Below are 4,541 nucleotides of genomic sequence, written 5' to 3' on the forward strand. Positions count from 1 at the left end.
CCCTGACCACCGGCGAGGGCACGATCTGACCCTAGGACTCAAGGTCCAGGCGAGCGCAGTGCTCACTCACCGGCGGCTACCAGGCACCGAGTCTGCCCGAACAGCCAACCCGGTAGCTCCCATTAGGTGAGGGAGATGTCGACGGGGTTCTTGGTGTTGCCGACGGCGGTGCCCTTGAGCTGGTCGCCGAGCCGGGACGACGAGGGGTCGCCGAGTACCCGCAGGGCCTTCACCTTGGCGTTGGCGGGCACGTCGTACCACAGGTCGAAGGCGCGCATCTCCTGGGAGGCGATGGTCTGCACGCCGGCGGGCGCGCGGGAGATCTGCATGGCGTCGGTGTTGGGGAGGTAGGTGGCGCCGTCGGCGGTGACGAGCCGCTGCCGGTAGGGGTCGAAGTCGTGGCGTTCGCGGCCGTGGTCGACCATCAGGAGGCGGACGCGGACGTACTGCCCGTGCGGCATCCAGCTGGCGTGCGAGCCGATCACCTCGGGGATCTTGGTGCGGAGCCCGATCACGGCGTAGCCGACCTCGCCGATGGTGGCGGTCCGGCCCTTGAGCGGCGTCTCGTGCTCGGGGAGGGGCTGCGGGGGGATGGTGTAGTCGCGGGCCGGGTGGCCGCAGCCCGCCGCGGCGAGGACGACGGCGACGAGCGGCGTCACGGCCCGGAGGGCGCCGGGCCGGCGCCCGGCGCGGACGCCGGGTGTGATCGCGAAGGGGCGCACAGCGCGACGGTAGGCGACGGCTGTGATCATGCAAAGCCCCTGTGGCCGACGCGTAGAGCTGCTGTGGCCGAATCGAGACCGGCGCGGCGACGAGACGTGGCGGGGCCCGGAGCATGAAGGGGCTGGAGCGTGAATGAGCCCGGAGCGCCTTTGGTGCCGTACGGTCTGGTGGCCCGTGCAGGCCTTCCCCGGCCCTGCGCGGGAACCGGATCGTACGTTTTCTACTCAGCGCTCCGGGCTCTTGCCCTCCAACGGTAGCGAGACTGGAGTGACTGGTGCAAAAGATGCGAGAAATCTATGCCTTGTCGCGGATGGCGCAGGTGAGTCTGGCGGTGCAGACGCGGCGGTCCTGCTCGTCGGTGATGACGATCTCGTAGCTGGCCAGGGTGCGTCCGCCGTGCAGGCGGGTGGCGACCGCGGTGACGTGCCCGCTGGTCGCGGCCCGGTGGTGGGTGGCGTTGATCTCGATGCCGAGGGCGATGCGGCCGGGTCCGGCGTGCAGGGCGGCGCCGACGGAGCCGGCGGACTCGGCCAGGACGCAGGAGGCGCCGCCGTGCAGGACGCCGTACGGCTGGGTGTTGCCCTTCACGGGCATGCGCGCCACGACGCGCTCGGGGCTCGCCTCAAGGAGCTCGACGCCCATCGCCGTGGCGAGATCCCCGCGCGGGTCGATGCCGCCGAGATCGTTGGTGGGGCCGCCGCCGGCCTCGCTCATGAATCCTCCATCACCTGCGTAGAACTGTCGGCAGTGAAGACTAGGCTGCTTGCGTGGTGACGACGGAAGCGACCTCTGAAAACGCGCGCCTGCTGCTCCTGGACGGGCATTCCCTGGCCTACCGGGCGTTCTTCGCGCTGCCCATCGAGAACTTCTCGACCACGACGGGGCAGCCGACGAACGCGGTGTACGGCTTCACGTCGATGCTGATCAACGTGCTGCGCGACGAGGAGCCCACGCACGTCGGGGTGTGCTTCGACCGGTCGGAGCCGACGTTCCGGCACGAGGCCTACGTCGAGTACAAGGCGAACCGGCGGGAGACGCCGGACGACTTCCGCAGCCAGATCAGTCTGATCTTCGAGGTGCTCGACGCGCTGCGCATCCCGCGGCTGTCCGTCGCGGGCTACGAGGCGGACGACCTGATCGCCACGCTCGCCACGCGGGCCGTGGATCAGGGCATGGACGTGGCGATCGTCACCGGCGACCGTGACGCGTTCCAGCTCGTCGGCCCGCACTGCACGGTGCTGTACCCGCGCAAGGGCGTGTCGGACCTGGCCCGCATGACCCCGGCGGCGGTCGAGGAGAAGTACGGCGTGCCGCCGGAGCGGCACCGGATGCTCACCGCCCTGGTGGGGGAGACCAGCGACAACCTGCCGGGCGTGCCGGGTGTGGGCCCGAAGACCGCCGCGAAGTGGATCGCCAAGTACGACGGGCTCGACGGGGTCATCGCGCACGTCGACGAGATCACCGGCAAGGCCGGGGCGAGCCTGCGCGAGCATCTCGGCGAGGTCATGCGCAACTACCAGGTCAACCAGCTGGTCTGTGACGTGGAGCTCGACCAGGGCCCCGCGGATCTGACGATCGGCCAGTGGGACCGCGACGAGATCCACACGCTGTTCGACACCCTGCAGTTCCGGGTGCTGCGCGAGCGGCTGTACGCCACGCTGTCGGCGGTCGAGCCGGAGGCGGAGGAGGGCTTCGAGGTCGAGGTGGCCCGGCCGGGGCCGGGCGAGCTCGCCGCGTGGCTGGAGGAGCACGCCACCGGGGAGGGCCGGGTCGGCGTCGCGGTGACCGGCACGTGGGGGCGCGGCACGGGCGACCTCACGGGCATCGCGCTGGCCAACCAGGACGGCGCGGGGGCCTTCGTGGACCCGGTGGAGCTGATCGAGGAGGACGAGCGGGCGCTGGCCGCGTGGCTGGCCGACCCGAAGCGGCCGAAGGCGATCCACGACGCCAAGGGCCCGATGCTGGCGCTGGCCGCGCGCGGCATGCGGCTCGACGGCGTGACGAGCGACACGGCGCTGGCCGCCTACCTCGCGCTGCCCGGTCAGCGCTCCTTCGACCTGGGCGACCTGGTCCTGCGCTACCTGCACCGGGAGCTGCGCAAGGAGGCCGACGACAGCGGCCAGCTGACGATCGACGGCTCCGGTGAGCAGGAGGCCGCCCACGACCTCGTCGTACGGGCGCGGGCGGTCGTCGACCTCGCCGAGGCGCTGGACGCGGACCTGGAGCGGCGGGGCGCGACGCGGCTGCTGCAGCAGGTCGAGCTGCCGCTGGTCGAGGTCCTCGCCGGCATGGAGCGGGTCGGCGTCGCCCTGGACATCGACTACCTGGCGAAGCTCTCGGCGACCTTCGGCGCGGAGGTCAAGGCGATGGAGGAGGGCGCCTGGGAGGCGATCGGGCACGAGTTCAACCTCGGGTCGCCCAAGCAGATCCAGCAGGTGCTGTTCGACGAGCTGGAGCTGCCGAAGACGCGGCGCACCAAGACCGGCTACACCACCGACTCCGACGCGCTGACGAGCCTGTTCGCCCAGACCGGTCACCCGGTGCTGGAGCACCTGCTGCGGCATCGTGAGGTCGCCAAGCTCAAGAGCATGGTCGACTCGCTGATCCCGATGGCGGACGAGGACCGGCGCATCCACACGACGTTCGGGCAGATGGTCGCGGCGACCGGCCGGCTGTCCTCGGCCGACCCGAACCTGCAGAACATCCCGATCCGCACGGCCGAGGGCCGGCAGATCCGCGAGGGCTTCATGGTGGGGGAGGGCTACGAGTGCCTGCTCACCGCCGACTACAGCCAGATCGAGCTGCGGATCATGACGCACCTGTCGGAGGACGCCGCGCTGATCGAGGCGTTCGGGTCCGGTGCCGACTTCCACACGATCACCGCCTCCCGGGTGTTCGACCTGCCGCCCGAGCAGATCGACGGTGAGCTGCGGTCGCGGATCAAGGCGATGAACTACGGCCTGGCGTACGGCCTGTCGGCGTTCGGGCTCTCACAGCAGCTGAAGATCACGCCGGACGAGGCGCGGGCGCTGATGGCCGAGTACTTCGAGCAGTTCGGCGGGGTGCGCGACTACCTGCGCGACATCGTGGTCAAGGCCCGGCACGACGGCTACACCGAGACGATCATGGGTCGCCGCCGCTACCTGCCCGACCTGACCTCGGACAACCGGCAGCGGCGGGAGATGGCCGAGCGGATGGCGCTGAACGCGCCGATCCAGGGCTCGGCGGCCGACATCATCAAGGTCGCGATGCTGAACGTCGACCGCGCGATGCGCGCGGCCGGGCTGGCGTCGCGGATGCTGCTGCAGGTCCACGACGAGCTGATCTTCGAGGTGGCGCCGGGCGAGCTGGAGGAGCTGCAGGCGCTGGTGCGCGATCAGATGGGCGGCGCGTACGACCTGCGGGTGCCGCTGGAGGTCTCGATGGGGACCGGGCGCACCTGGCAGGCGGCCGGTCACTGAGGGCTGCCCGGTCGGCGGGCCGGCTACCGGGGGGCTCATCCGGGCGAAAAGGGCCGGTCGTCGAGGGCTCACCCTGGGTGAAAGGGACGGTCACGGAGGGCTCACCCCGGTGACGGATTGCAAGATCCGCTGAGCGGGAAGTAAGAGTCCGCGCGGACGGGCCGCCCTGGTCGGGCGGCCGTTCCGCGCGGACTCTGACGGTGCCCACGGCCGTACGGCTCGCCGTGGGCGCGAGCTTATGGGGGGCCTGTGCCGCACCTTCACCGACTCGCCGCCGCCCTGCTCGTCGCGGCGGTGGCCGTCGGCCTGCTGCTGCCGCCGGCCGGGCGCGGCCGTCACGTGACGGCCGCGCGCCGC

General features: G+C 71.3%; 3 protein-coding genes. 1 reads left to right on the forward strand and 2 read right to left on the reverse strand.

The genetic code is table 11. The features are described 5' to 3' along the window. Nucleotides 1–122 precede the first annotated feature (122 nt). A complete protein-coding gene (locus NE234_RS43970) occupies nt 123–722 on the reverse strand; it encodes a DUF4352 domain-containing protein (RefSeq protein ID WP_252787128.1) in 600 nt (199 codons plus the stop codon). 295 nt (nt 723–1,017) lie between these two features. Continuing rightward, nucleotides 1,018–1,437, reverse strand: a complete 420-nt coding sequence (locus NE234_RS43975; RefSeq protein WP_406567147.1) for a PaaI family thioesterase — start codon at nt 1,435–1,437, stop codon at nt 1,018–1,020. Nucleotides 1,438–1,490: 53 nt separating this feature from the next. On the opposite strand from NE234_RS43975, the gene polA reads away from it, so the two are divergent. Beyond that, nucleotides 1,491–4,184, forward strand: a complete 2,694-nt coding sequence (polA, locus tag NE234_RS43980) for a DNA polymerase I (protein ID WP_252787129.1) — start codon at nt 1,491–1,493, stop codon at nt 4,182–4,184. Nucleotides 4,185–4,541: the final 357 nt, after the last annotated feature.

Origin of the sequence: Actinoallomurus rhizosphaericola (genome assembly GCF_024055675.1) — a bacterium.
Classification (GTDB): domain Bacteria; phylum Actinomycetota; class Actinomycetes; order Streptosporangiales; family Streptosporangiaceae; genus Actinoallomurus; species Actinoallomurus soli.

Coding starts and splice junctions, on each gene's coding strand:
- NE234_RS43975 (WP_406567147.1), bottom strand. CDS start 1,437: ATGAGCGAGGCCGGCGGCGGCCCCACCAACGATCTCGGCGGCATCGAC.